We start from the raw sequence: 23787 nt of genomic DNA, 5'->3' as shown, positions 1-23787 counted from the left end.
GCGTACATCCGCCCCCAGGCCAGCCCGGCACGGCGTGTCGCCACGCCCCGCACGCCGATCAAGGGCGAGCGCACGTGATTCGATCGCATTTCCGCGTGCATTCGCCCTTGATCCACACGATCGCCCTTGATCGGCACCCGCCCGCAGGGCCGGCGCGACGCCCACGCGCAGGGCCCGCACGACGCCCGTCCGCCCGCGCAGCATCCGCGCGCACGGCCGGCGCTGCATCCGCGCGCACGGCCGGCGCAGCGCTCGCCCGCAGGGCCGGCGCAACGCCCGCCCGCAGGGCCGGCGCAGCGCTCGCACGCAGGGCCGGCGCAGCGCTCGCACGCCTGGCCGGCGCGGCGTCCGCGCGGCTTCGGCTCCGCAGCCGCGCGCTAGTCTGGCGCCGCGTCCTCGGGCGCGGCGCGGGCCAGTGCGGCGAGTACGTCCAAGGCGCTCTCGAGCACGTCGTGCGCCGGCGTACCGAGGGCGATCCGCACGGCGTTCGGAGCGTGCCCCGAGCCGACCGCGAACGCCGCCGCGGGCGCGACGGCGATGCCCCGGCGGGCGGCCGCGGCCACGAACGTCTCGGCGCGCCACGGGTCTGGCAGCTCCCACCAGCAGTGGTAACCGTACCGGTCGCCGCGAAGGCTGAACCCCGCGAGCCGTTCGGACACGATCCGCTGCCGCCGTTCGGCGTCCACGCGCTTGGCCCGTCCGATCTCGGCGACGGTGCCATCGGTGAGCCATTGTGTCGCCGCCTCCAGCGCGTACCGCGACGCCGTCCACGCGCCCGAGCGCAGCGCGGACGCCACCGCCGGCTCGCTGCCACGCGGGGGCACGATGAACCCGACGCTCAGGCCGGGCGCCAACCGCTTGGACAAACTGTCTACGAGGAATGTGTGCTCGGGCACGAGAGCCGCCAGCGGCAACAGGTCGGGTCGGAGGAATCCCCAGGTCGAGTCCTCGATCACGGGTACACCGGACGTGCTGATCCGCTCGGCCAGCCGCGCGCGGCGCTCGAGCGTCATCGTGGCACCCGTCGGGCTGTGAACGCTCGGCTGCAGGTATACCGCGCGCAGCGGCAGAGCGTCGGTCAGCGCGTCCGGATCGAGCCCCTTCTCGTCCATGGCGAGGGGTACGAGCCGGATGCCGAGCCGGGACGCGATGCCTTTGACGACCGGATACGTGAGCCTCTCCACCCCGAGCCGCTCGCCCGGGCGGACGAGGGCGGCCAGTACCGCGGCGATCGCCTGCCGCCCGCTGCCGGCGAAGAGGATCTGGCTCGGGTCGGGCGCCCAACCGCCACGGGTGAGCATCGTCGCGGCCGCGTCCCGCGCCGGTGCGGTGCCGGCCGCGCCGGTCGCCCGCAGGCCGGCGGCGAGCACGTCCGGACGCAGCATCCGGGTCAGCCCGGCGGCCAGCATCTCGGCCTGGTCGGGCAGGGTCGGGAAGTTGAGCTCCAGGTCGACGTGGGCCCCGCCGGGCTCGGACAGTGCCGGTTCCAGGCCGGGGGCGGCCGCGCGGACGAAGGTACCCCGGCCGACCTCACCGGTCGCGAGCCCGCGCCGGACCAGTTCCCCGTACACGCGGGACGCCGTGGAAGCGGCGATGCCGCGATCCGCGGCGAACCGGCGCTGTGGAGGCAGCTTCTCCCCCGCCCGCAGCTCGCCGGCGGCGATGTCCGCCGCGATCTCGTCCGCGATCACCCGATAATCTTCCATCATTGCTCCGAGATCAATTCTTCTATTGCACCGAGATCGTGCGACCAATAGCATCGAGCTGTCAAGACGGTACGGGAGGAATTGCTATGAGCACGGTGACGGTCGGCGACATCACCATCGGGTACGACGACAAGGGCAGCGGTCCGCCGCTGGTACTGATCCACGGTCACCCCTTCGACCGGTCGATGTGGACACCGCAGATCGAGGCGTTCACGGCACACGGCTGGCGCGTGATCGCTCCCGACCTTCGGGGCTACGGACAGAGCACAGTGGTGCCCGGCGTGACGATGCTGGGCGACTTCGCCCGTGACATCGCCGCGCTCCTCGACCACCTCGGCGTCGACGGCTTCGTGCTCACTGGGCTGTCGATGGGTGGCCAGATCGCGATGGAGTGCTACCGCCTTTTCGGCGAACGCGTCCACGGTCTCGTGCTCGCCGACACCTTCGCCGCCGCCGAGACGGACGAGGGCAAAGCGCGGCGCAACGCCCTGGCAGACCGGTTACTGCGCGAGGGCATGGCGCCATACGCCGACGAGGAACTCCCCAAGATGATGGCACCGCACAACGTCGTCGCGCAGCCCGCTGTCGCCGCGCACGTACTCCGGATGATGCGCGGCGCACCCGCGGCCGGGGCCGCCGCGGCGCTACGCGGGCGCGCCGAACGCCCCGACTACGTGCGGCTGCTGCCGACGGTCGCGGTGCCCACGCTGGTCGTGGTCGGCTCCGAAGACGAGTACACGCCGGTGGCGGACGCCGAGGTCCTGCGCGAGGGCATCCCCGATGCCACCCTGGCGGTGATCGATGGCGCCGGCCACCTTCCCAACCTCGAACGCCCAACGGAATTCAACGCGGCCATGTCCGACTTCCTGAATCACCTGCCCGTACCCACCGACGCCGCACCCTGAAAGCCACGCCGGAGGGCGGATAGGCCCCACAGTTCGGCGATGCGCCCATCGCGTACCCGGAACATCTCCAGCATGGTCGGCGGCGGCTGCCCTGGAATGCCGTGCACCCTCGTGCGGACCGCGGCCTTGCCCTCCTCGACCACCATGTCCTCGACGACGACCCGGACGTCAGGGACCGCCTCGTGGAACCGTCGCCACGCCTGCGCGACGCTCTCCGGCCCGGTGGTCTCCAGCGGGTGGCTGTAGAAGTCTGCCGTGAAGATCTCCGCCACGGCGCCGTAGTCGCGGGCGTTGAACGCCTCATACATGCGCTGGGCCGCGGCGCGCACGTCCTCTGTCATCGGCTCTCCTGTTCGGTCACGTTCGCGCGGATGCGCCGGAGGACGCGCAGCACGACCTCCTGTTCGCGGGCGGTGACCCCGTCGAGCAGCCGCTCTGGTACGACTGGTGGGATCGCACCAGGTCGTCCGCCACCCGCTTGCCGCCGGGCGTCAGCGCGGCAAGGGTGTACCGGTTGTCCGCCGGGTCCAGGCGGCGGCCGACCAGCTCTTCGGTCTCGAACTCCTTGACCAGCCGGGTGACGCTCGCACCGTCGATGCCCAGCGCCTGGCGCAGATCGCTGTGGCTGGTCTCGCCCGCGCGCCGCAGCCGGACGAGTAGCTGCACGCGCTGCGCGCTCATGCCCACGTGTCGGGTGAACGCCTGCCGCAGCTCGGCGCAGGTGCCGCCGAGCTCGCGGAAGAACGCGTCCTCGGACGTCTCAACTCTTGACATGATCAAGCATCATCCCCGAACACACCGGCACCCACCGAGAAAATCTCCTTCCGCGAAAGTAGACATGTGGACGGAGCGCGTGTAAGGTTCTGGGTGTTGCGAAGAAAGATCAGCGGGTGCGACAGCCGACCTGGCGCACAGAGGTAAACGGCCCGCGCGGTCCGGCCCTGGCCTGCTCACGAAGGTGAGAGGTGCGCAGGGGCCGGACCCGGGCTCAACGCTCAAGTTCTGCAACGGTGTGTACGACGAGAGGAGTGAATGCCATCGGATCCCTGCCCGGCGCGACGATGCCTGGCAGGAGCCGCAGACCCCCAAGAACGGAAGGTGGTTTACGGTCACATCCAGCCGAATTCCCGCGACCCGCACTCTCCCTTGTGGACGGGCGGGACGACGATGAACCGGCAGCCAGCCGGTGGTGGTATGTAACGCCAACACTCTCTTGAGGGTCCCGGCGCCGTCGGCGCCGGGACCCTCACACGTGTTCTGCCAGAAAGGTATACATGACCTCAGGTCATAACGATCCGACCGACAGGTTCGAAGACGAGCACTATCCCGCCTACACCATGGGCCGTGCCGCCGAGATGATCGGCGCCACCGCAGGCTTTCTGCGCGCGATCGAGCAAGCCCGCCTGTTCGAAGCCACGCGTTCGGAGGGCGGACACCGCCGCTACAGCCGCTATCAGCTACGCCTGGCGGCCAGGGTCCGGCAGATCGCCGATCAGGGTACCGGTATCGAAGCCGCCTGCCGCATCGTCATCCTCGAAGACCAACTCGCCGAAGCCCTCGAAATCAACGCACGCCTCCAGCGCGAGCAGCGAACGCCAGACAGCTCAACAAGCGGCCGCTCGGGTTGACCGGCTAGGCGGGGACGGGGTCGCGCTCGGACACGACCAGGCGGCGGGCGATGTTGTCGAGCGCCAGGTCCAGGCGGGCGCGGTCGTGCGGGTCGGTCACCGACCAGTCGTCGAGCTGGGTGTCGAGCCAGCGCCGCCATGCCGAGTACAGCAGGCCGAGCTGCGCGCGCCCGTTCGGCGTGAGCTGGACGTGGTCGCCGTCGCGGGTACCGTATCCGGCGGCGATCACGCCCGCGAACGCCGGCTCGAGCACGTCGGGCGGCAGGTGATGGGCGCGCGCGATCGCCGCGACCGAGCCTGGCACGTCGGCCCGTTCGCGCATGCGTACCTGGTGCAGCACCCACGCCTGGCCAGGGCTGAGTGCGGTGCCGGAGTCGGCGAAGATCTGCCGGCCGAAGTCGGGTTCCCGCTGGGCGTGGCGCATCACGGCGGCGACCGCCCGTTCGAGCTGAGCGACGCTGTCGGGCGCGTCCGGTGCGGCGAACCCCTCGCCCAGATCGGTGGCGGCGGCACGCGCGGTGTCGCGCAACGGCACCTGCTTCAGGAACCAGGCGATGACGAACCCGACCAGTGCGACCGGTACCACCCAGCGGAACACGAAGCTGATGGTGTCCGCGTACGCCTGGAGGATCGGCGCGGCGACCTGTGCGGGCAGTTCCCGGAGCGCGGCGGGGCTCGCGGCGGCCTCGGGCGACACGCCGGGCGTCTGTGCCAGCGCGGTACGCAGGTTGGGCTCGAGCTGGTTGCCGTAGAGCGTGCCGAACACCGCCGTCCCGAACGAGCTGCCCAGGGTCCGGAAGAACGTCACGCCCGACGTGGCGGTGCCGAGTTGCGCGTACGGCACGGTGTTCTGGACGACGATGGTCAGCACCTGCATCGCCAGGCCGATGCCGAGCCCGAGCACCAGCATGTAGAGCGACTCGAGCCAGATACCGGTGCCGACGTCCATTGTCGACAGCAGGAAGAGCCCGAGGGCCATGACGGCGGTGCCGACGATCGGAAACGCCTTGTAGTAGCCGGTGCGCCCGACGATCGTGCCCGACAGCATCGAGGTGGTGAGCAGTCCGAGCACCATCGGCACGGTGCGCAGCCCCGACTCGGTGGCCGACACGCCGTCGACGTACTGCAGGTAGGCGGGAAGGTAGGTCAACGCGCCGAGCATCGCGAAGCCGACGATGAAGCTGAGGATCGAGCAGACCACGAACACCCGGCTGCGGAACAGGCCCATCGGCAGCATCGGCTCGCGGGCGCGCAGCTCGACGAATACGAACGCGGCCAGCAGTACCGCCGATCCGGCGAAGATCCCGATAATGACCGGAGACCCCCACGCGTACTCGTTGCCGCCCCACTCCAGACCCAGGATGAGCCCTGATGCGCCGAGCGCGACGAGCGCTATGCCGGCGTAGTCGATGGCGGGGCGGCTCGCGGACCGCACCGTGGGGATGGTCCGCGCCGCCATCCCGATCATGACGATCGCGAGGGGCACGTTGACGTAGAAGCACCACCGCCAGCTGGCGTGGTCGGTGAACAGCCCGCCGAGCGTCGGCCCGAGCACCGTGGTTACACCGAACACCGCACCGAGCGCGCCCTGATACTTGCCCCGCTGGCGCAGCGGAATCGCGTCGGCGATCAGGGCCATCGCCGTGACCATCAGGCCACCGGCACCCACGCCCTGGATCGCGCGCGCCACGATCAGCACGATCATGCTGTTCGCGAGGCCGGCCAGTGCGGAGCCTCCAATGAAGACCACCGCGCTGATCTGGAAGACCAGCTTGCGCCCGAACAGGTCGCCGAACTTGCCGGCGAGCACTGTCGCCACGGTCTCCGCCAGCAGGTACGCGGTGACGACCCACGCCATGTGCCCGGCGCCGCCGAGATCGGCGACGATCGTCGGCAGGGCCGTGGACACGATGGTCTGGTCGAGCGCGGCCAGGAGCATCCCGAGCACGATCGTGATGAAGACGACGTTGGTCTGGCGGCGGCTCAGCTCCGGCGGGGCAGCGCTCCGGTCGAGCGTGATGGTCATGGTCTGATCTTCGGGCTATTCGACCGCTATGTCCGGCGTTTGCCGCTCCTCGTGGCCGCCCGATGCTTCAGCGACGCGCCGGCGGCCGGGTGAGGGCCGCCAGCGCGTCAGCGGCAGGCCGAGGGCGGCAGGCGAGGACCACGGCCGGAAGCGATGGCGACGCCCACAAGCGCGGAGCAAGCGTCTTAGTGGACGCTGGACAGCTCAGCCGGCTCACGGCGGTCCGGCCCGGCGTCCGGCCGCCGCGCGGCTCGGTTGGAGCGGATCGCGGTGAAGCTGCCGAGCACCGCCACGACCGCGAACCCGATCAGCAGGTATCGCGCGGAGAGCGCCGTCGACGGCGCGCCGAGGTTCATCAGGACCCCGCCGAGCGCCGAACTGAACGCCAGCGCGATCAACTCCACCGTGTTCGCGCCGGCCGCCGCCTTGCCCGCCTCTGCCTGGTCGTCGGAGACGCCCATGGTCGCCACGACCAGGTGCGGGAACGCGACGCCGATGCCGGCGCCCGCCACGACGAGCGCGAGGAACCAGGTGACGATCGTGGCGGCGCCCGCGTCCTGCCACATGGTGAATCCGGCGACCGCCAGACCGAGCGCCAGTATTCCCGGACCCGCCACGGTCAGCCGCCGCAGCGTGCGCGGGTCGGTCGCGTTGGCGCTGAGGACCATGCTCAACGACCAGCCCAGGGACACCGCCGCGCCGAGGAACCCGGCGACGAACGGTTCGAGGCCGGCCAGCCGCTGGCCGAACAGCGGGGTGAAGCCCTCGGTCGCGGTGCCGGTCGCGATGATCGCGATCGTCAGGTACAGCCACTTGAGCGGGGACGTGCGCGCGTACGTCTGCGCCGGCAGGACCCGCGTCCGGGACCGGCGCTCCCACCGGACGAACCACCCCAGCAGCAGGATCGCCACCGCGCCGGCCGCCGCCAGCTGCCACCGGCTCTCCAGCAGGCTGGCGACGCTGATCGCCGCGGTGGTGGCGGTCAGCAACACCAGGGAGATCACCGGTACCGGTTCGACCGCGGTGGACCGCTCGTGGCGTGGGAGTACCCGCACCGCGAGTGCCCCGACGAGCGCACCGAGCACGGCCAGCACAATGAACGCGAACCGCCACGCGTCGAACTGTGCGAAGAGACCGCCGATCGCCGGTCCGGCGAGCGTGCCGATGCCCCACATCGCGGAGACCAGCGCTGTCGCCTTGGCCCAGAGACGCTCCGGGAGGGCGCTCTGTACGACCGCGTAGCCGAGGCCCGCGAGGATGCCGCCGCCGATGCCCTGCAGAGCCCGCCCGGCCAGCAGCGTCACCATCGTCGGGGCGATCGCGCAGATGAGCGTGCCGAGCACGAACGGCGCGAGGGCCACCAGGTACGCGCCGACCGCTCCGCGCCGTCCGAGCAACCGACTGACGAGCATCGAGGAGACCACCGAGGCGATCATGAAGACGGTGGTGCTCCACGCGTACAGGCGTTCCCCGCCGATGTCCTCGATCGCGGTCGGCAGCAGGCTCGTCGTGAGGAAGATGTTGATCGCGTGCAGCCCGACCCCACCCGCCAGCACGATCGAGGTCCCGACGTTCCCGGGGCCGAGCAGCTCGCGCCAGGTTCCACCCTTTGTCTTTACATCCGGTGCCATTTCCGCACCGTAGGACCTCAACCCGGCTTCACCTCAAGCCCAAATGATCAAGGCCGCACGCGCACGCAGGACAAAGGGCCAGGTGCTGTGACCGCGGCCACGAACGAGAGGGGACGATGGGCACCATGCAGACGCCCATCCCCGCCGACCAACTGCGCATCGTGCCCGCCAACGAGGCGTCCTGGCACGACCTCGCCACGATCTTCGGCAGCACGGACGCGGGGCACTGCCAGTGCCAGCGGTTCAAGGTCGTCGGCTGGATCTGGCGCGACTCGACGCACGAGCAGCGCACCACAATGCTCCGAGCTCAGACCGCGTGCGGTGATCCGAACGCACCGAGCACGAGCGGTCTGGTCGCGTACGCCGACGGGGAACCGGTGGGCTGGGTGGCCGTCGAGCCGCGCACCGAGTACCCGAAGCTGCGCACCTCCCGCGTGCCCTGGGCCGGCCGCGACGAGGACAAGGACGACGACGCCGTCTGGGCCGTCACCTGTTTCGTGGTCCGCAAGGGGTACCGCGGCCGCGGCCTCACCTATCCCCTGGCGGCGGCCACGATCGCGTTCGCGCGCGAGCGCGGCGCCCGGTCGCTGGAGGCGTACCCGATGATCACCGAGCCGGGCCGGGAGATCACCTGGGGCGAGACGCACGTGGGCACCCGCCAGGTCTTCGAGGAGGCCGGCTTCACGGAGGTCAGCCACCCGTTCAAGCGCCGTGTGGTGATGCGCGTCGACTTCCGGTGAACGGCGGCGCCACCGAACCGACCCGCGATTAACTCGACACTCTCGACGCCGCCGGCTCGGACGCGACGAACGACGCGCTTCTCCGCGCCGAACTCCTGGTCGCGCTGGGGGTCGGCCCTACTGGGACCGGCCACGTGAGCCCGTCCAGGGACCGAGCTTCTCCGGGTTCCGCACCGCCCAGATGCGCCTGATCCGGCCGCCCTCGACGTCGAACGCCATCACCGTCGCGATGACACCGCCCTCCCGCAGCACCAGACCGGGCTGGCCGCTGACCGTACGCTCAAGAATCACGACACCGGCCCTCCTGACGTCCAGACCAGCGAAGTAGCGCGCCACCCGCTCGCCACCCTCGACCGGGTGAAGCTCCGCGCTGACGAGGCCGCCGCCGTCGCCGGTGGCCCTCACGGCCGGGTCGAGCAGGCCGATGAGGGCCTCGATGTCCCTGGCCTCCCAGGCCAGCTTGAATTCCCTGACCACACCGGCGACCTCGGCCGCCGGGGTCGCGGACGTCCGCGACTCGCGAAGATGGCGGCGGGCCGAAGATGCCAGCTTGCGGCACGCGGCCGGCGTGCGGCCGACGATCTCGGCCACCTCCACAAAGGAGTACCGGAAGACGTCATGCAGGACGAACGCCACCCGCTCCGCGGGTGTCATCGACTCGAGCACGACGAGAAACGCCATGCTGACCGACTCGTCGAGCGTGACGCTGTCGGCCGGATCGACGGTGACGCGGCCCGATCGCCCGTCTATCCACTCTGTACGGTCGGGCAGCGGCTCCGGAATCCACTCGCCCACGTAGCGCTCCCGCCTGACCCGAGCCGAGCCGAGCAGGTCGAGGCAGACGCGACTCGCGACCGTCGTCAGCCAGGCGGCCGGATTGTCGATGGCGTCCTGCTCCTCGCGGGACATCGCGTACCAGCGGGCGTACGTCTCCTGCACGACGTCTTCGGCGTCGGCCAGCGAGCCGAGGAGCCGGTACGCGAGATTGGTCAAGCGACGCCGCTCGCTCACGATGGCGCTCAGGGCCGGCTCGGGCTGCGTGGTCATCGTGGCACCTCACACTTCAGTGGAGGGTACTACGGTGTCGAGGTGGACGACTTCTCGCGTTCGTGGGCGGCGCTGCGCGCGGCCGTCGCCGATCTGCCGGACGACGACTTCGCGCGGCCGTCCGGCTGTGCCGGCTGGCTGGTCCGGGATCTGGTGTGCCACCTGGTCATCGACGCTCAGGATGTCCTCATCACGCTCGCGACGCCCGCCGATGCCGCACCGACCCGCGACGCGGTCACGTACTGGGAGGTCAGCAGCGCCCCGCCGGCCGGCGATGACGAGCTCTCCGCGCTGACGGTCCGGCTGGCCGCCGCGTACCAGGAACCGCGCCTGCTCAAGTTCCACCTCGACGACGTCGGCTCGGCCGCCGGTCGCGCCGCGGCGCTCGCCGACCGGCGCCAGCCGGTCAGCACCCGCGACCAGGTGCTGACCGCCGGTGACTACCTGGACGCGTACATCATGGAATGGACGCTGCACCACCTGGACCTGATCGCGCACCTCCGTGGCGGGATACGGCCGCCCGCCAGCGGGCTGGCGCGGTCGCGCGAGATGCTGGAGAAGATCGCCGGGACCGCGTTTCCCCCGTCCTTCTCCGACTGCGACGCGCTGCTGGTCGGCACCGGCCGCCGGGCGCCGACGGCCGCGGAGGCGGCCGAGCTGGGCGCGCTGGCGGCGCGGCTCCCGTTCGTCCTCGGCTGAACCACAGCGGCGTCAGGCGTCGGTGACGGCCTTCCACAGGTAGCCGTCCGGGTCGGTGAAGTAGCCGTCGTACCCGCCCCAGCCGGCGGCCGCCGCCTCCTTGACCACCGCGCCACCGGCGGCCACCGCGGCCCGCATGACGTCGTCGACCGCCTCCCTGGTCTCGGTGATGAAGTGGAACGAGACGCCGCGGAAGCCCGACCCCTCGGATGAGACGCCCGCGTCTCGCGCCACCGCCTCCCACTCGTACAGGGCCAGATCCGAGGACCCGTCACCAAGCCGGCACCTGACGAAGCCCGGGAACTCCTGCGTGACCTCGCATCCAAGTCCGTCCACATAGAACTTCTTGGCGCGCTCCACATCCTTGACGCCGAGCATGATGACGCTCACCTGTACTGGCACGGTTCTCTCCTTCTGTCTCCGATCAATCTAGGAGCCGGGCGCGGCCTGCGGCTTCTCCGTTCCTGATCGGTTTCGGAGACAACTATTGTAGTGCTTGACACTACGATGGTAGTGTCAACGGCATGGCCAGCCGGCGTGAGGTACTGCTCGACGCGGCGATCTCCGTGCTCGGCGAGTCCGGCATCCACGGGCTCACCCACCGCGCTGTCGACGCGGCCGCCGGATTGCCCTCAGGTTCCACCTCGAATCACTTCCGCACGCGCGACGCATTGCTCGACGCGGTCGTGGGGCGGTTCGTCGTGCGGGAGCAGGCCAATTGGGAGGAGATCGCCACGGCGATCGCTCCGACCACACCGCGCGAATTGGCCGAGACAATCGCCGCGGCGGCCCGCGACAGCGCCGGCCCTCACAAGACGCTGACGCTGGCTCGGTACGCGATCCTCGTGGAAGCCGCGACAAACCCGGCGCTGCGGGCGCGCCTCACGACCGGCGGCGCCCGCGTGCGCTCCTGGGTCTTCGCCTGGTTGCGCCTCGCGGGCAGCTCCAGCCCGGAGCGCGACGGGCCGATCATCATGAACTACGTCGCCGGCCTGGTGCTGCACCAGCTGGCCAACCCCGACCCGGCGTTCGACCCGACCGAGGAGATCGCCACCCTCGTCGCGAGCCTCATCCAGCCCCGGGAGGTGGCGCATGACCGACCGTAACGAGATCTGGCGGGCCATCGACGCGCACCGGCTGCGGGTGGCCGACCTGCTCGACCGGCTCTCGCCCGACGAGTGGGAGCGGCCTTCGCTGTGCGCCGGCTGGACGGTGCGCGACGTCGCCGCGCATCTCACGCTCCAGCAGCTCACGCTCCGCGAGTCGCTGCCGCCGTTCCTGCGGGCGCGCGGTGATCTCGATCGGGCGATCCACGACGCCGCCCGCGAGCGCGCCGCCGGCGCGACACCCGCGCAGCTCGTGGCGACGCTGCGCGGCATGGTGGGCTCCCGCCGCAAGAACACCGGGGTCACCGACCCCGAGCCGCTGATCGACATCCTGATACACGGACAGGACATCGCCGTGCCCCTCGGCCGCGACCTGGAGACGCCCGCCGCGCCCGCCGCCATCGCACTGCGTCGCATGTGGACGATGCGCTGGCCGCGGCCGTTCCCCGCCACCCGCGTGATGCGGCGATACCGGGTGACCGCCACCGACACCGCGTGGTCGGCGGGCGGCGGCCCGGAGGTCCGCGGGCCGATCGGTGCGATCCTGCTGGTTGCCTCGGGGCGGTTGGTCGCATTACCCGAGCTTTCCGGCCCTGGCGCCCCGGATCTCGCCGCCCACCTCACCGCGTAGGCACCGACTGAATTCTTGACGACTGTCCTGTCTTATTGTTCTACTGTCGTAGGATAAGCGAGAAGGGGCGTCGCGAGTGATCGAGTTCGTGCTGGACGGCCGGTCGAAGGTGAACACGTACGTGCAGCTCGTCCAGCAGGTCAAGCAGGCCCTCCGGGTCGGCATGCTGACCCCCGGTGACCAGCTGCCGAAGGTGCGAGACGTCGCGCGGTCGCTGGCCATCAACCCGAACACGGTGTTGAAGGCGTACCGGGAGCTGGAGCTCGAGGGCCTCGTGGAGGGCCGGCCGGGTGTCGGCACCTTCGTCAAGGCAACGCTCGCGAGCGCACCCATGTCGGACCAGGCGGAGCTGCGCGGTGACCTGGTGGCGTGGGTGCACCGCGCCCGCGACGCCGGGCTGACACCGGACGACGTCACCGCCCTGGTACAGACCACCATCCGCGCGAGCTATCCACGGCAAGAGGAGCACGCGTGAACAGAACGGGAGGAACGGGGATGGAGTACGTGCTGGAGACAGACCAGCTCGGCAAACGGTACGGCGGCAGGTGGGCGGTGCGGGACTGCACGCTGCGCCTGCCCGCCGGCCGGGTCGCCGCGCTGGTCGGGCCGAACGGCGCGGGCAAGAGCACGCTGCTGCACATGGCCGTGGGTCTGCTGCGCCCGGACGCCGGTGCGGTCCGCGTCCTCGGCCGCGCCCCCTACGGCGACACGGAGTTGCTCTCCGACATCGGCTTCGTCGCGCAGGACACCCCGCTGTACCGCGACTTCACCGCCGCCGAGCTGGTCACCATGGGCGGCAAGCTCAACCGCCGGTGGGACGCCGCGCTGGCCCGCACCCGCCTGGCCCAGCTCGGCCTGCCGCCCGACCGGCCCGTGGGCAAGCTCTCCGGTGGGCAGCGCGCCCAGGTCGCGCTCGCCCTGGCCCTGGCGAAGCGTCCGTCGCTGCTGCTGCTCGACGAACCGGTCGCGAGCCTCGACCCGCTGGCACGGCGCGAGTTCCTGCAGGCCCTGATGGGCAGCGTCGCGGAGACCGGCGCGACGGTGCTGCTCTCCTCGCACATCCTCGCCGACCTGGAGCGCACCTGCGACTACGTGGTGGTGCTCAGCGCCTCGCAGGTGCGGCTCGCCGGCCCCACCGACGAACTCGCGACGAGCCACCGGCAGCTCATCGGCCCGCGCCACGACGGCGGACCGATCGGCGGTGTCGCGGCAGTCGTCCGGGCCAGCCACACCGACCGGCAGTCGACGCTGCTGGTGCGCACCGACGGTCCCATCACCGATCCGATGTGGACGGTGCGGGAGCCGAGCCTCGAAGACACCATCCTGGCGTACCTCACCGAGGGCGACACGCGCGCCAGCCACAGCGAGTGGGGAGTGGCCGCATGATCTGGCTGACCTGGCGGCAGCACCGCAAGCAGGCGCTGTACACGCTCGCCGGCCTGCTGGCCCTGGCCGCCCTGATCGTGCCGACCGGCCTGTCGATGCGCGGCACCTACGCCGACAAGGGCCTGCGGGCATGCCTCGACGGGCTCCGGGACGGCAACCTCTCCCCCGAGGCGAGCAACACCTGCATGCGCGCGCTCGACGCGTTCAACGACCAGTACGGCACTCTCACGTTCGCGGGCGTGCTGCTGCTCGTCCTGCCGCTGCTGGTCGGCCTCTTCTGGGGCGCGCCGCTGGTGGCCCGCGAGACCGAGCAGGGCACCCACCGTCTGGTGTGGACACAGGGCATCAGCCGGCGCCGCTGGGCGCTGGTCAAGGTGGCCGCGGTGGGCGGGTTCACGCTCGCGGTGGCCGTCGTGTATGGACTTGGCACGTCCTGGTGGATGGCGCCGCTGATGCACGCCGGCCAGCTGAGCCGGTTCGAGTCGGGACTCTTCGACATGCAGGGGATCGCACCCATCGGGTACACCCTCTTCGCGGTCGCGCTCGGCGTGTTCGCCGGCACCGTGTGGCACAAGGTGCTGCCCGCGATGGGCGTGGCGCTGGCCGGCTTCGCCGTACTGCGAATCGCGCTGACCGTGCTGTTACGCCCGCGGTTGATGCCACCGAAGGTGCGCACGTATCTGGTGGAGGGCAACACCGGCGAGCGGGGCAACCTGACCGGCGACTGGGTGCTCGCCAAGCAGGTGCGCAACCCCGACGGCAGCATCGTCGCCTCGAACACCGAGGTGTCCTGCCCGCCGGGCGTCACGGGGCCTGGCGGCAAGGCGTGCGGCGCCGACCTCGGCCTGCAGGCCGGCGCCTACAACTGGCAGCAGTACCAGCCCGGCGACCGCTTCTGGCTCTTCCAGAGCATCGAGGCCGGCGTCTTCGTAGCGCTGGCGATACTCCTGTTCTACCTGGCGATCCGCAGAGTTCGCCGCATCGCCTAGCCCTCCGGCTGCGCCAATGTGTCGAGGACCTGCTGGCCGAACTTGGCCAGCTTGTTCTCGCCCACCCCGCTCACCGTGCCCAGCGCGGCCAGCGTCGTCGGTGCCTCGGTCGCGATCTGGCGCAGCGTCGCGTCGTGGAAGATGACGTACGCCGGTACACCCTGCTCCTTGGCGGTGGCGGCCCGCCATGCGCGCAGCCGCTCGAATACCGGTACCGCGTCTGCCGGCATCTCCGCGGCGGCCGCGGCACGGGGCTTGGCGACCCGCGCGGACGCCGCCCGTGGCGCCTCGCGCCGCAACCGCACCTCGCGCTCCTTGCGCAGCACGGCGGTGCTGCCCTCGGTGAGCACCAGCGTGCCGTACTCCCCCTCGACCGCCAGCAGACCCTGCGCCAGCATCTGGCGCACCACGCCGCGCCACTCGCTCTCGCTCAGCTCGGTGCCGATGCCGAATGTGGACAGTGAGTCGTGGCGGTGCTGCGTCACCTTGTCGGACTGCTTGCCGAGCAGGATGTCGATGGACTGCCCGGCGCCGAACTTCTGGCCACGCTCGCGGGCCAGACGCAGCACAGTGGACAGTAGCTTCTGCGCGGCGACCGTGCCGTCCCACGACTCCGGCGGCGCGAGGCAGGTGTCGCAGTTGCCGCACGAGGCGCTGCTCTCGCCGAAGTAGCCGAGGATCTGCGTCCGTCGACACTCGACGGTCTCGCACAGGGCCAGCATCGCGTCGAGGTGCGCGGCAAGCACGCGGCGCCGCGCCACGTCGCCGTCTGAGCCCTCAATCAGCTTGCGCTGCTGCACGACGTCCTGCAGCCCGTACGCCAGCCAGGCGGTCGACGGCAGCCCGTCGCGGCCCGCGCGCCCGGTCTCCTGGTAGTAGCCCTCGACCGAGCGGGGCAGGTCGAGGTGCGCGACGAACCGCACGTCGGGCTTGTCGATGCCCATGCCGAACGCGATCGTCGCCACCATGACGAGACCGTCTTCGCGCAGGAAACGGGACTGGTGGCGGCTGCGGGTACCCGCGTCGAGCCCCGCGTGGTACGGCAGCGCGGTGATCCCGTTCTGCGTCAGGAATTCCGCGGTCTTCTCCACCGACGCGCGCGATAGGCAGTAGACGATGCCGGCGTCGCCCGCGTGCTCGGTGCGCAGGAGGGTCAGCAGCTGCCGGCGCGGCTCGTTTTTCGGCACGATCCGGTACTGGATATTGGGCCGGTCGAAGCTCGACACGAAATGCCGCGCGTCGTCGAGCCGCAGCCGCGTCGCGATCTCGGTGCGGGTGGCCGTCGTCGCGGTGGCGGTCAGCGCGATCCGGGGCACATCCGGCCACTTCTCGTGCAGCATCGACAGCGCCAGGTAGTCGGGGCGAAAATCGTGCCCCCACTGCGCCACGCAGTGCGCCTCATCGATCGCGAAGAGCGATATCCGGCCGCGGTCGAGCAGGGCCCGGGTCGACGGCGCGCCGAGCGCCTCCGGCGCCAGATACAGCAGGTCGAGCTCGCCGGTCACGAACTCGGCCTCGACCAGGCGGCGCTCCTCGAAGTCGAGCGTCGAGTTGAGGAACCCGGCGCGCACTCCGAGCGCTCTCAGTGCATCGACCTGGTCTTGCATCAGAGCGATCAGGGGCGATATGACGACGCCGACGCCCTCGCGCACGAGCGCGGGAATCTGGTAGCACAGCGACTTGCCGCCGCCGGTCGGCATCAGCACGAGCGCGTCACCGCCGCCGGCGACGTGCTCGATGATCTCCTGCTGCTCGCCGCGAAAGGCGTCGTAGCCGAAGACCCGCCTCAATGCCTCAGCCGCGTCGCGGCTCACGTCGAGATCCGTAGGCGCCACCCGGCGATAATACGAGCCGCCCCGCCCCGTCCGGGGGCCGCACCACGGACGGGTAGCGTGAGTCGGCATGTCGTTCATGACGCGCTTCCGCCGCCCGGCGGCTCCCACCGAGGCCGACCCGGCGCCGGCCTCGAGCGCGGCTGACGGCGCGGTGGAACCGGCCGCCGCCGAGCGCGAGCGGCCGCGGTGGCGCACGGTGGTCGCGTGGGTTTTGACGGTACTGTCAGCCGCCGTCGTCCTGGCCGCGCTGGTACTGCCGAACGAGCTCGACCTGCTGACCGTCCGCGAGTTCCTCTACCTCCCCGTCGAGGCCCTGGCCGGCGCGGTCCTGCTCCTGCTCCTGCCGCCCCGAGGGCGCCGGATTTTCGCGCTGGTCGCCGGGCCGCTGCTCGGCGCACTGGTGATCGTCAAGCTCCTCGACATGGGTTTCAACTCGATCCTCGACCGCCCGTTCGACCTGGTCCTCGACTGGGTGCTCTTCGACGACGGGCTGACCGTGCTCAAGGGCTCCGTCGGCGAGGGGGGCGTGGCGGCGACCATCGTCGGAGCGATCCTGCTAGCAATCGCGGTGCTTGTGGTCACCACACTCTCGGTGCTCCGGCTGACCAGCGTTGTACCGCGCAGTCGGGGCGCGGTCGCGTGGATCGCCTGCGCCCTCCTCGGTGCATTGCTCGTCACCAACGCGCCGATCGCGACGGAGCGCAGCTCGATCCTCGTGTACGAGCGGGCCGGGATGGTGCGCGACGGCCTGCGCGACCGGCAGCTGTTCGCCGAGGAGGCCAAGGTCGACGCGTTCCGCGACACGCCGGGCGACCAGTTGCTGACCGCGCTGCGCGGCAAGGACGTGGTGCTCGCGTTCGTAGAAAGCTACGGGCGGGACGCCGTCGAGGACCCCGAGTTCTCCGGGCAGGTCGGTGCGGTGCTCGACGCGGGGTACGGGCGGTTGCGCGCCGCGGGGTACGGGGCGCGCAGCGGGTACCTCACCTCGTCGACCTCGGGCGGCGGGAGCTGGCTGGCGCACTCCACGTTCCTGTCCGGGCTGTGGATCGACAATCAGCAGCGCTTCCGCACCGTCACGTCGAGCGACCGGCTGACTCTGGTCAGTGCGTTCCGCCGCGCCGGCTGGCGCACGGTCGGAGTCATGCCGGGCATCACCCGCGCCTGGCCCGAGGGCGACTTCTACGGGTACGACCAGGTATACGACCTGCCGAACCTCGGGTACCGCGGCCCAGGCTTCGGCTGGGCGACCATGCCCGACCAGTACACGATGCTGGCGTACGAGCGCTTCGAACACGCCAAGGCCGACCGCGGCCCGCTGTTCGCGACCATCCCGCTCGTGTCCAGCCACAGCCCGTGGGCGCCGCTGCCCCGCTTCCTCGACTGGAACCAGGTGGGCGACGGCTCGATCTACCACGAGATCCGCAAGGAGGGGCTGAACGCCGAGGAGGTGTGGCGGGACCAGACCCGGGTGCGCACCGAGTACCGCCACTCGATCGAGTACACGCTGACCGTGCTGACCTCGTACATCGAGACGTACGGCGACGACGACCTCGTCGTGGTTTTCCTCGGCGACCACCAACCGTCGCCGCTGGTCGCCGGTGACGACGCGGGCCACGACGTACCGATCTCGATCGTGGCCCGCGACCCGGCGGTACTGGACCGGATCGCGAGCTGGGGCTGGCAGGACGGCCTGCGCCCCAGCCCGCAGTCGCCGGTGTGGCCGATGAACACCTTCCGCGACCGCTTCCTAACCGCCTACACCCCCTAAACCAGCCCCGCGCCTCGCCGCCCGCGCACCCCGCCGCCGCACGCGCCCTGCCCACGGCGCACCCCGCCGCCTTGCCCACCGCGCAGCTTGGCCGCCGCAGGCGCCTTGCCCGCCGCCCCGGGCGCCCTGCCCGCCACCGCGGGCGCCCTGCCCGCCACCGCGGGCGCCCTGCCCGCCGATCAAGGGCAAACGCACGTGGTTGGATCTCTTTTCCGCGTGCATTTGCCCTTGATCAACGCGATTGCCCTTGATCGACGCGACCTCGGCGTCCGATCCGGACGCCGGGAAGGCCACGCGCGCACACCGTACAGGCCCTTCCCCACCCATCCATATCCATGTATCGTTTCAACCCAGCCGAAGGGGGTCGACGATGGTCAATAGATACAGGTCAGGGCGCCTGATTGCCGCGATCGCCCTCGCTGCGGCGACCGCGATCACCGGCGCGGTCACGGTCACGACCGGTGCCGACGCGGCGGACTATCCGAACCCGGGTCGGGTCACCGGCGCCACCGGTGTGCACGACCCGAGCGTGGTCAGGGCACCAAACGGCACGTACCTGCTCGTGCACACGGGCAACAACCTGGCCATCAAGACCTCGACCGACCGCATCGCGTGGCGCAACGCCGGCGTCGTCTGGCCGGGCGGCGCGCCCTGGACCACCGCGTACACCGCCGGCAGCGCCAACCTATGGGCACCCGACGTTTCTTACCACAATGGACAGTACTACCTGTACTATTCCGCCTCGACGTTCGGGTCTCAACGCTCGGCCATCTTCCTGGCCACCAGCACCACCGGCGCGGCCGGCACGTGGACACACCGGGGCCTGGTCGTCGAGAGCAGCTCATCGGTCAACTACAACACGATCGACCCCCACCTCACCGTCGACGCGGGCGGGCAATGGTGGCTGTCGTTCGGCTCGTTCTGGAGCGGCATCAAGCTTATCCGGATCGACTCCGCAACCGGCTTGCGCTCCACATCGGACACCGCGGTTCGCGCCCTCGCGACGCGGCCGTCCAGCGCCAGTGGTGCCGTCGAGGCTCCGGTCATCCACCGCCGTGGCGGGTGGTACTACTTGTTCACGTCGTTCGACTTCTGCTGTCGCGGAGCGAGCAGCACGTATCGCGTCATGGTCGGCCGGTCCGCTTCGGTCACCGGCCCGTACGTCGACCGGAACGGCACCGCGCTCACCGCCGGCGGCGGCACCGAACTCCTCGCGGGGCATGGCTCGGTGCACGGCCCTGGGCATCAGGCGGTGCTGCCCGACACCGACAGCGACGTGCTCTTCTACCACTACTACACCGACAGCGGCGCCGCCCGCCTCGGCATCAACCTACTCGGCTGGGACGCGGCCGGCTGGCCATACGTCTACTAGCCCCTCGGGCGGGCGGGGCGGAGCAGGACCTCCGAGCCGATCGGGTTGAACCCCACCGCGAGGAACGCGCGCAGCGACCGTGCGTTGCCCGGAGCGACCGCCGCGAACACCGGCTCTCCCGCGGGCACCAACGTGAGCGCGTCGGTGATCAGCGAGCGCCCGTGCCCGCGGCTGCCATCATTTGGTCGGTGCAATTCGAGGCTCAGCTCGGTGCGACCGGCGAGCCCTTCGGCGATTGTGACGAGGCCGCGCTCGTCGCCGTACACCCGGACTCGCGTGCGCAGTTCCAGGGCGTGCCGCACCCGGGGATGGTCACCAGCGTCGCTGAGCGGGCGCAGGCGCGGCTCGCCGCCGATACCGCCGCGCGTGAGGGTGGCGTCGACGACGTCGATCCATCCACCTGGACCGGCGAGCCAGCGCAGAAAGTCGGGAGCCAAAGATCCACCGAATCCGTCCGGACGCTGGGCATGTACGTCCACTGTGGGTAGTGCGGTGGCGACGACCGCGTGGCCGGTGAAGGCGACCGAGCACTCCAGGCCGCCGGGTAGCGCCGGCAGCACGGTGACGCTCCCGTCGGCGGGCGGGAATTGGCCTCCGGCCGCGTCGAGCAGGTACCCGAGCAGTGGATGCGGCCGGTCAGCGGCCATCAGGTCGTGCCCCGCACCAGAAGCGTCGGAGGCAGGACGGCGGGCGTGGGCGCCTCGCCAGCGAGCAACGCCTGGATCTGCTCCATCGCCAGCTCACCGAGGCGCCTCTTGTCGATGTGGACAGTGCTCAGTGGAGGGTCGAGCAACTCGCCAATGCTCAGGCCATCGAACCCGACGATCGCGCAATCCTCCGGTACCCGAAGACCTCGCTGGCGCGCCTCGCGCATCGCGCCGATCGCGACCAGATCATTGAACGCGAACACCGCGGTCATGTCGGGGTGTGCCGCGTGCAGCGCGGCGAATACCTTGGCCCCGCCGTCCATCGACTGCGCGCCGCGAGCGATCCACTCCTCCCCCACCGGCAGCCCGTGCTCGGCGGCCGCCGCGAGGAACGTGAGCCGGCGGACGTGTGGGTCGCACACCGACTCGCAGTCGATCATCCCGATCCGCCGGTGGCCGCGCTCGACCAGGTGCGCCACGGCAGCGCGCACGCCGGCCGCGAGATCGACACGGACGGTGCCGTTGAGTGACGGCTCAGGTCCGCGTTCCACGATCACGAGCGGAAGCCCTTCCGCGTACGGCGCGAGCTCCGCGTCGGTGTGACTGATGTACCCCGCGACGGCGTCGACCTGCCGGCCGAGCGAGCGCACGAGCGGCAGCTCGCGACGGCGGTCGCTTTCGGTGCTGGCGACGATGACCTGCCAGTCCTGCGCGTCGGCGGCCTGGATGACGCCGGCGATGAACTCGGGGAAGAACGGGTTTACCACGTCGGGCACGATCAGGCCGACCGTGACGAGCCCCGGCCGGACCAGCCCGCGGGCGTACCGGCTGGGGCGGTAATGCAACTGGCGCGCTGTCTCCAGGACCCGGCGCCGGGTCTCCGGATCGATCTCGCCCTTGTCGTTGATCGCCCGCGAGACCGTCTGATGGGACACGCCAGCGGCGCGGGCCACGTCCCTCAGGGTTGCCCGGCGGGGTGAGTTTTCCTGGCGCTTGTCCACGATGCTCCCGATCGTAATCCGATCTTGACGTCCACCTCGACCCGGGTCAGACTACCGTGAACGTTCACGTGACCGTTAACGGAGGCCCGGGTGAAGTGGTTTGGCGTGGTCAGCGCCTTCATGGCGTTCGTGCTGATCGGCGCGCTCCAGGCGCTGTACGGGCCGGCGATCTCCGCCTTCCGCGCCGACTTCGGCATCTCCGTAGCGGCCGCGGGGCTGGCGCTGAGCGCGCACTTCGTCGGTGGGATCGCCGGGGTGCTCTGGTACGCGCGTTCGCCGCTGGCCGGTACCCGGAAGCTCGCCTTGTCGCTGGTCGCGATGGCCGCCGGCGCGGCGGGCGTCGCGCTCGCACCCAGCTGGCCGCTCGCTCTGGTGGCGGCGCTGCTCGCCGGCGTCGGTTTCGGCGGTATCGACTACGGCTGCAACGACATGTTCGCGCGGGCGTTCCGGCGGCGGGGTTCGGCGATGCTGAATGTACTGAACGCGCACTTCGGAATCGGCGCGATTGCAGGCCCATTGCTCCTCGGAGTGCTCGGACCACACCGGTACCCGGTGATCTTTCTTTGCTTCGCGTTTGTGTCGCTATTGCTCGTACTCGGGCTCCGAGGCATCACGGAAGCTCCCGCCGAGCCGGCGGAACCGGTCGCCACGACGGTGCTCATCCGCCGCCGCGGGCTGCTGGCCGCTTTCATCGTGCTGTACGTGATGAACGTCGGCGTGGAGGCGGGGGTCGGCGGTTGGGAGCCCACGCACCTTGAGGCAATCGGCCACAGTGCGTCGGACGCCGCGACCGCCACCTCGGTGTTCTGGCTGATGATGACCCTCGGCCGGTTCTTGGTGGTGCCATTGACCCTCCGCGTCTCCGACCGCGCGATCGTCATTGGCAGTTGCGTGGGGATCGCGGTGTGCCTGGCCCTGGCGGCAGTGCCCGGGCTGGCCGTCGTCGCGTACGCGGGTGTGGGCCTGTTCATCGCGCCCGTCTTCCCGACCGGTCTTCCCTGGCTGCACCGCGCCGTACCGGGCGCCAGCCGCGCCGGCGCATACGTGTTCGCCGCCTCGATGCTGGGCGGCGTCGCGTTCCCGCCGCTGCTCGGCGCCGGGATCGAACTCACGGGCGCCGGATCGGTGCCGGTGCTGATCTTCGTTGTCAACGCGCTTTGCCTCGTAGCAATCTGGCGCATTGTCCGGACCGAATCGCCTCTGCCCAGCGTGCATACGCAGCGCGTCTAGACAAGCGGTGCGGGTCCGTCCGTCCACATAGGCGACTGGCTGGATCAGTGGAGCGAGGTTGGCGGCGTCTGTGGCGATCTGCTGCCCCTGCAGGGGCAGCAGGCTTCCACGATCCATGGCCGGCGGCGATGCCGGGCGGTCGTGTAGCCGCGGAGGGCGAGGCCGCGGGAGCAACGGTCTCGCGCACGACGGGCGTCGCGGTAGCTCAAAACCCGATCCTGAACTTGATCCCCCGGCGGACGTCCGGCTCGAGAAAACCCGATGCGTCGCGCGGACATGATCCCGTACCGTTTCGAGCTGGAGATGCCAAGCGGCGCACCGGCATCGCCGGCCCGCGTCCCGCGCGTCGGGCTCTCCGCCCATTTCAGGTAAGGCCGAAAGGCCGAGGTTCGACTCCTCGCAGAGCGGCTCCGCGCAATCCTGCCCTCGGGCGACGGCGGTGCGGCCATGCGGGCTCGCGACCACGGTCGCGGACGCCCCCGCCGTCACCGTCGCGGTGCGCGCGGAGCCGCTCCCGGTCCACAATGGAGGTGAACGACATGGCGATTGTGACAATCATGGAATGGCAGCGCGGCCTGCTGTTCACCGACGGCCGGTTCACGCGCGAGCTACCGCCGGGCCGCCACCGGTATCGTCAGCGCCGCACAAACCTGCACGTGCTCGACGTACGGCCGCGCACTATGATCGTCTCTGGCCAGGAGCTGCTCACCGCCGACAGCGTCGCGCTGCGGGTGTCCACTGTGGCTACCTGGCGGATCAGTCAGCCGCTGGCGTTCCTCACCGCGTCGGCGGACACCGGCCAGGACCTTTATACGGCGGTGCAGCTCGCGATCCGCGACGCCGTCGGGGCGCTGACCCTCGACGAGGTACTCACCGACCGCAGCCGGCTCTCCAACGGCTTGGCCGAAGCGGCCGGGCCGCGCGTGGCCGACCGTGGCATCGAACTGCTCGCCGCCACTGTCAAGGATCTCATGCTCCCCGGCGAGCTGCGCCGGGCCGCGACCGAGACGCTGCTCGCCCGCGAACGCGGAAAGGCCGATCTGGAACGCGCCCGGGGCGAGGCGGCAGCGTTGCGTACGCTCGCCAACGCGGCGCGGCTCCTTGAGGAGCACCCGGCTCTGCTGCACCTGCGCACCATCCAGGCGGCGGCGGTCCCGGGCGCGACGGTCGTCCTCACCCCCGACCCGACCCACCTCCCCAACCGCCGCTGACGCCCGCCCGGCGGCCCTGCCCGCGCGGCGGGCCCGCCGGGCCCGCCCGCGGGTCGGCTCGCCCGGGTGGGCTTGCGCCTTGCTCCGCGCCTTGCTCCGCCGATCAAGGCCGATCGCATCGATCAAGGGCGAATACACGCGGAAAAGAGAGGCGGTCTCCACCGGTCAGTGCAACAGAGGGCTGATCTTGGGAGGCTGCTGGTATGGCACGTGCGGGAGTGATCACCGC

General features: G+C 70.8%; 23 protein-coding genes. 13 read left to right on the top strand and 10 right to left on the bottom strand.

The features are described 5' to 3' along the window. Window positions 1-377: 377 nt before the first annotated feature. A complete protein-coding gene (locus tag QMG73_RS39485) occupies window positions 378-1706 on the bottom strand; it encodes an aminotransferase-like domain-containing protein (protein WP_281904262.1) in 1329 nt (442 codons plus the stop codon). Window positions 1707-1792: 86 nt separating this feature from the next. Between QMG73_RS39485 and QMG73_RS39480 the strand changes: the two genes are divergently transcribed. Then, window positions 1793-2611: an alpha/beta fold hydrolase gene (locus QMG73_RS39480; RefSeq protein WP_281904261.1), complete on the top strand. Its 819-nt coding sequence runs from the start codon at window positions 1793-1795 to the stop codon at window positions 2609-2611. Here QMG73_RS39480 and QMG73_RS39475 read toward each other — a convergent pair. After that, window positions 2578-2952: a nuclear transport factor 2 family protein gene (locus QMG73_RS39475; RefSeq protein WP_281904260.1), complete on the bottom strand. Its 375-nt coding sequence runs from the start codon at window positions 2950-2952 to the stop codon at window positions 2578-2580. The two genes, QMG73_RS39480 and QMG73_RS39475, sit on opposite strands and share 34 nt — an antisense overlap. Window positions 2953-2968: 16 nt before the next feature. Beyond that, window positions 2969-3385: a MarR family winged helix-turn-helix transcriptional regulator gene (locus QMG73_RS39470; RefSeq protein WP_281904258.1), complete on the bottom strand. Its 417-nt coding sequence runs from the start codon at window positions 3383-3385 to the stop codon at window positions 2969-2971. A 500-nt stretch (window positions 3386-3885) separates the two neighbouring features. Between QMG73_RS39470 and QMG73_RS39465 the strand changes: the two genes are divergently transcribed. After that, window positions 3886-4239, top strand: a complete 354-nt coding sequence (locus QMG73_RS39465) for a MerR family transcriptional regulator (RefSeq protein WP_281904257.1) — start codon at window positions 3886-3888, stop codon at window positions 4237-4239. Between the two features lie 4 nt (window positions 4240-4243). Here the strand turns inward: QMG73_RS39465 and QMG73_RS39460 are convergent, their stop codons facing one another. Together QMG73_RS39460 and QMG73_RS39455 are read right to left on the bottom strand one after the other, a co-directional pair. After that, window positions 4244-6265 (bottom strand): MDR family MFS transporter, encoded by a 2022-nt coding sequence (locus QMG73_RS39460; RefSeq protein WP_281904256.1) that lies wholly within the window; start codon window positions 6263-6265, stop codon window positions 4244-4246. A gap of 185 nt (window positions 6266-6450) precedes the next feature. Further along, window positions 6451-7896 carry an MFS transporter gene (locus QMG73_RS39455; protein ID WP_281904255.1) on the bottom strand — a complete coding sequence of 482 codons (1446 nt, stop codon included), beginning with the start codon at window positions 7894-7896 and terminating at the stop codon, window positions 6451-6453. A 125-nt stretch (window positions 7897-8021) separates the two neighbouring features. On the opposite strand from QMG73_RS39455, the gene QMG73_RS39450 reads away from it, so the two are divergent. After that, entirely contained in the window at window positions 8022-8636 is a 615-nt protein-coding gene (locus QMG73_RS39450; RefSeq protein WP_281904253.1) for a GNAT family N-acetyltransferase, read from the top strand. A 117-nt stretch (window positions 8637-8753) separates the two neighbouring features. Here QMG73_RS39450 and sigJ read toward each other — a convergent pair whose 3' ends face one another. Beyond that, window positions 8754-9683 (bottom strand): RNA polymerase sigma factor SigJ, encoded by a 930-nt coding sequence (gene sigJ / locus QMG73_RS39445; RefSeq protein WP_281904251.1) that lies wholly within the window; start codon window positions 9681-9683, stop codon window positions 8754-8756. A gap of 42 nt (window positions 9684-9725) precedes the next feature. Between sigJ and QMG73_RS39440 the strand changes: the two genes are divergently transcribed. Further along, window positions 9726-10382: a maleylpyruvate isomerase N-terminal domain-containing protein gene (locus QMG73_RS39440; RefSeq protein ID WP_281904250.1), complete on the top strand. Its 657-nt coding sequence runs from the start codon at window positions 9726-9728 to the stop codon at window positions 10380-10382. 12 nt (window positions 10383-10394) lie between these two features. On the opposite strand, the gene QMG73_RS39435 is transcribed toward QMG73_RS39440, so the two are convergent. Next, the gene (locus QMG73_RS39435) at window positions 10395-10784 is read right to left on the bottom strand and encodes a VOC family protein (RefSeq protein ID WP_281904249.1); all 390 of its coding nucleotides are present in this window, start codon (window positions 10782-10784) and stop codon (window positions 10395-10397) included. A gap of 122 nt (window positions 10785-10906) precedes the next feature. On the opposite strand from QMG73_RS39435, the gene QMG73_RS39430 reads away from it, so the two are divergent. The 5 genes from QMG73_RS39430 to QMG73_RS39410 all read left to right on the top strand — a co-directional run bounded on the left by QMG73_RS39430 (window position 10907) and on the right by QMG73_RS39410 (window position 14494). Next, window positions 10907-11488: a TetR/AcrR family transcriptional regulator gene (locus QMG73_RS39430; RefSeq protein WP_281904248.1), complete on the top strand. Its 582-nt coding sequence runs from the start codon at window positions 10907-10909 to the stop codon at window positions 11486-11488. Beyond that, window positions 11475-12119, top strand: coding sequence for a maleylpyruvate isomerase family mycothiol-dependent enzyme (locus tag QMG73_RS39425; protein ID WP_281904247.1), 645 nt, complete (start codon window positions 11475-11477; stop codon window positions 12117-12119). The genes QMG73_RS39430 and QMG73_RS39425 overlap by 14 nt, the downstream gene beginning before the upstream one ends. A gap of 76 nt (window positions 12120-12195) precedes the next feature. Further along, window positions 12196-12594 (top strand): GntR family transcriptional regulator, encoded by a 399-nt coding sequence (locus QMG73_RS39420; RefSeq protein WP_281904244.1) that lies wholly within the window; start codon window positions 12196-12198, stop codon window positions 12592-12594. Window positions 12595-12614: 20 nt separating this feature from the next. Further along, complete coding sequence (locus QMG73_RS39415; RefSeq protein ID WP_281904276.1) at window positions 12615-13505, top strand: ABC transporter ATP-binding protein; 891 nt, start codon at window positions 12615-12617, stop codon at window positions 13503-13505. Further along, on the top strand, window positions 13502-14494 hold the full coding sequence (locus QMG73_RS39410; RefSeq protein ID WP_281904242.1) for an ABC transporter permease subunit: 993 nt from the start codon (window positions 13502-13504) through the stop codon (window positions 14492-14494). The genes QMG73_RS39415 and QMG73_RS39410 overlap by 4 nt, the downstream gene beginning before the upstream one ends. Here the strand turns inward: QMG73_RS39410 and recQ are convergent. Beyond that, window positions 14491-16329 (bottom strand): DNA helicase RecQ, encoded by a 1839-nt coding sequence (recQ, locus tag QMG73_RS39405; protein ID WP_281904240.1) that lies wholly within the window; start codon window positions 16327-16329, stop codon window positions 14491-14493. The two genes, QMG73_RS39410 and recQ, sit on opposite strands and share 4 nt — an antisense overlap. A gap of 67 nt (window positions 16330-16396) precedes the next feature. On the opposite strand from recQ, the gene QMG73_RS39400 reads away from it, so the two are divergent. Both QMG73_RS39400 and QMG73_RS39395 read left to right on the top strand, forming a co-directional pair. Next, window positions 16397-18097 carry a sulfatase-like hydrolase/transferase gene (locus QMG73_RS39400; RefSeq protein ID WP_281904239.1) on the top strand — a complete coding sequence of 567 codons (1701 nt, stop codon included), beginning with the start codon at window positions 16397-16399 and terminating at the stop codon, window positions 18095-18097. Window positions 18098-18467: 370 nt separating this feature from the next. Continuing rightward, window positions 18468-19469, top strand: a complete 1002-nt coding sequence (locus QMG73_RS39395) for an arabinan endo-1,5-alpha-L-arabinosidase (protein WP_281904238.1) — start codon at window positions 18468-18470, stop codon at window positions 19467-19469. Here the strand turns inward: QMG73_RS39395 and QMG73_RS39390 are convergent. Continuing rightward, window positions 19466-20116, bottom strand: coding sequence for a hypothetical protein (locus tag QMG73_RS39390; protein WP_281904237.1), 651 nt, complete (start codon window positions 20114-20116; stop codon window positions 19466-19468). The two genes, QMG73_RS39395 and QMG73_RS39390, sit on opposite strands and share 4 nt — an antisense overlap. Beyond that, window positions 20116-21069: a LacI family DNA-binding transcriptional regulator gene (locus tag QMG73_RS39385; RefSeq protein WP_281904235.1), complete on the bottom strand. Its 954-nt coding sequence runs from the start codon at window positions 21067-21069 to the stop codon at window positions 20116-20118. The genes QMG73_RS39390 and QMG73_RS39385 overlap by 1 nt, the downstream gene beginning before the upstream one ends. Window positions 21070-21207: 138 nt before the next feature. On the opposite strand from QMG73_RS39385, the gene QMG73_RS39380 reads away from it, so the two are divergent. Together QMG73_RS39380 and QMG73_RS39375 are read left to right on the top strand one after the other, a co-directional pair. Further along, window positions 21208-22347 carry an MFS transporter gene (locus QMG73_RS39380; RefSeq protein WP_281904233.1) on the top strand — a complete coding sequence of 380 codons (1140 nt, stop codon included), beginning with the start codon at window positions 21208-21210 and terminating at the stop codon, window positions 22345-22347. Window positions 22348-22886: 539 nt separating this feature from the next. Next, window positions 22887-23558, top strand: a complete 672-nt coding sequence (locus QMG73_RS39375; RefSeq protein ID WP_281904232.1) for a slipin family protein — start codon at window positions 22887-22889, stop codon at window positions 23556-23558. Window positions 23559-23787 lie beyond the last annotated feature (229 nt).

It is taken from the genome of Phytohabitans aurantiacus, assembly GCF_027923225.1.
In the GTDB taxonomy this organism is placed as follows: domain Bacteria; phylum Actinomycetota; class Actinomycetes; order Mycobacteriales; family Micromonosporaceae; genus Phytohabitans; species Phytohabitans aurantiacus.
The sequence above is the reverse complement of the archived record's forward strand: the minus strand, read 5'-3'. Positions and strand labels throughout refer to the sequence as shown.

What these genes read in the sequence shown, in the direction of transcription:
- QMG73_RS39485 (WP_281904262.1), bottom strand. Translation starts at nt 1,706, where the DNA reads ATGGAAGATTATCGGGTGATCGCGGACGAGATCGCGGCGGACATCGCC.
- QMG73_RS39480 (WP_281904261.1), top strand. Translation starts at nt 1,793, where the DNA reads ATGAGCACGGTGACGGTCGGCGACATCACCATCGGGTACGACGACAAG.
- QMG73_RS39475 (WP_281904260.1), bottom strand. Translation starts at nt 2,952, where the DNA reads ATGACAGAGGACGTGCGCGCCGCGGCCCAGCGCATGTATGAGGCGTTC.
- QMG73_RS39470 (WP_281904258.1), bottom strand. Translation starts at nt 3,385, where the DNA reads ATGTCAAGAGTTGAGACGTCCGAGGACGCGTTCTTCCGCGAGCTCGGC.
- QMG73_RS39465 (WP_281904257.1), top strand. Translation starts at nt 3,886, where the DNA reads ATGACCTCAGGTCATAACGATCCGACCGACAGGTTCGAAGACGAGCAC.
- QMG73_RS39460 (WP_281904256.1), bottom strand. Translation starts at nt 6,265, where the DNA reads ATGACCATCACGCTCGACCGGAGCGCTGCCCCGCCGGAGCTGAGCCGC.
- QMG73_RS39455 (WP_281904255.1), bottom strand. Translation starts at nt 7,896, where the DNA reads ATGGCACCGGATGTAAAGACAAAGGGTGGAACCTGGCGCGAGCTGCTC.
- QMG73_RS39450 (WP_281904253.1), top strand. Translation starts at nt 8,022, where the DNA reads ATGCAGACGCCCATCCCCGCCGACCAACTGCGCATCGTGCCCGCCAAC.
- sigJ (WP_281904251.1), bottom strand. Translation starts at nt 9,683, where the DNA reads ATGACCACGCAGCCCGAGCCGGCCCTGAGCGCCATCGTGAGCGAGCGG.
- QMG73_RS39430 (WP_281904248.1), top strand. Translation starts at nt 10,907, where the DNA reads ATGGCCAGCCGGCGTGAGGTACTGCTCGACGCGGCGATCTCCGTGCTC.
- QMG73_RS39425 (WP_281904247.1), top strand. Translation starts at nt 11,475, where the DNA reads ATGACCGACCGTAACGAGATCTGGCGGGCCATCGACGCGCACCGGCTG.
- QMG73_RS39415 (WP_281904276.1), top strand. Translation starts at nt 12,615, where the DNA reads ATGGAGTACGTGCTGGAGACAGACCAGCTCGGCAAACGGTACGGCGGC.
- QMG73_RS39410 (WP_281904242.1), top strand. Translation starts at nt 13,502, where the DNA reads ATGATCTGGCTGACCTGGCGGCAGCACCGCAAGCAGGCGCTGTACACG.
- QMG73_RS39400 (WP_281904239.1), top strand. Translation starts at nt 16,397, where the DNA reads ATGTCGTTCATGACGCGCTTCCGCCGCCCGGCGGCTCCCACCGAGGCC.
- QMG73_RS39395 (WP_281904238.1), top strand. Translation starts at nt 18,468, where the DNA reads ATGGTCAATAGATACAGGTCAGGGCGCCTGATTGCCGCGATCGCCCTC.
- QMG73_RS39390 (WP_281904237.1), bottom strand. Translation starts at nt 20,116, where the DNA reads ATGGCCGCTGACCGGCCGCATCCACTGCTCGGGTACCTGCTCGACGCG.
- QMG73_RS39375 (WP_281904232.1), top strand. Translation starts at nt 22,887, where the DNA reads ATGGCGATTGTGACAATCATGGAATGGCAGCGCGGCCTGCTGTTCACC.